A 334-nucleotide genomic window follows, 5' to 3' on the forward strand; every position below is an offset into this window, starting at 1 on the left:
ATATCGGTACGGGCGCGGCCTTCGAGAACGTCAGCAATGAACTGATCCTTCTCGTCCCACATACCCTGCACCCAGGTCTGCAGTTCGCGGCGATAGCCGGCGTCGCTCGCGTAATTGCCCTGCGCGAGCGACGCCGGTATTGGCAGTTCGCGCACCTGGACGACCACCTGTTCGAGCTTGCCGCAGAGCAGATCCCAGAAGGTCGGGATGCCCTTCGGGTAGACGATCGTGACATCGAGGTAGCTGCTGAAGCGGTCCCCCATGACCGCGAGCGCCATTGCCAGGCCGCCGACCTTCGGCTTCAGCAGATGACGGTACGGCGATTGCTGGCTGG

General features: G+C 63.2%; 1 pseudogene. It reads right to left on the bottom strand.

Annotation, left to right across the window (positions count from 1 at the left end):
- A pseudogene (locus tag ACMUOY_RS20640) lies at nt 1-334 on the bottom strand (acyltransferase); the annotation flags it as partial.

Origin of the sequence: Candidatus Skiveiella danica (genome assembly GCF_022705245.1) — a bacterium.
Classification (GTDB): domain Bacteria; phylum Pseudomonadota; class Gammaproteobacteria; order Burkholderiales; family Burkholderiaceae_C; genus Skiveiella; species Skiveiella danica.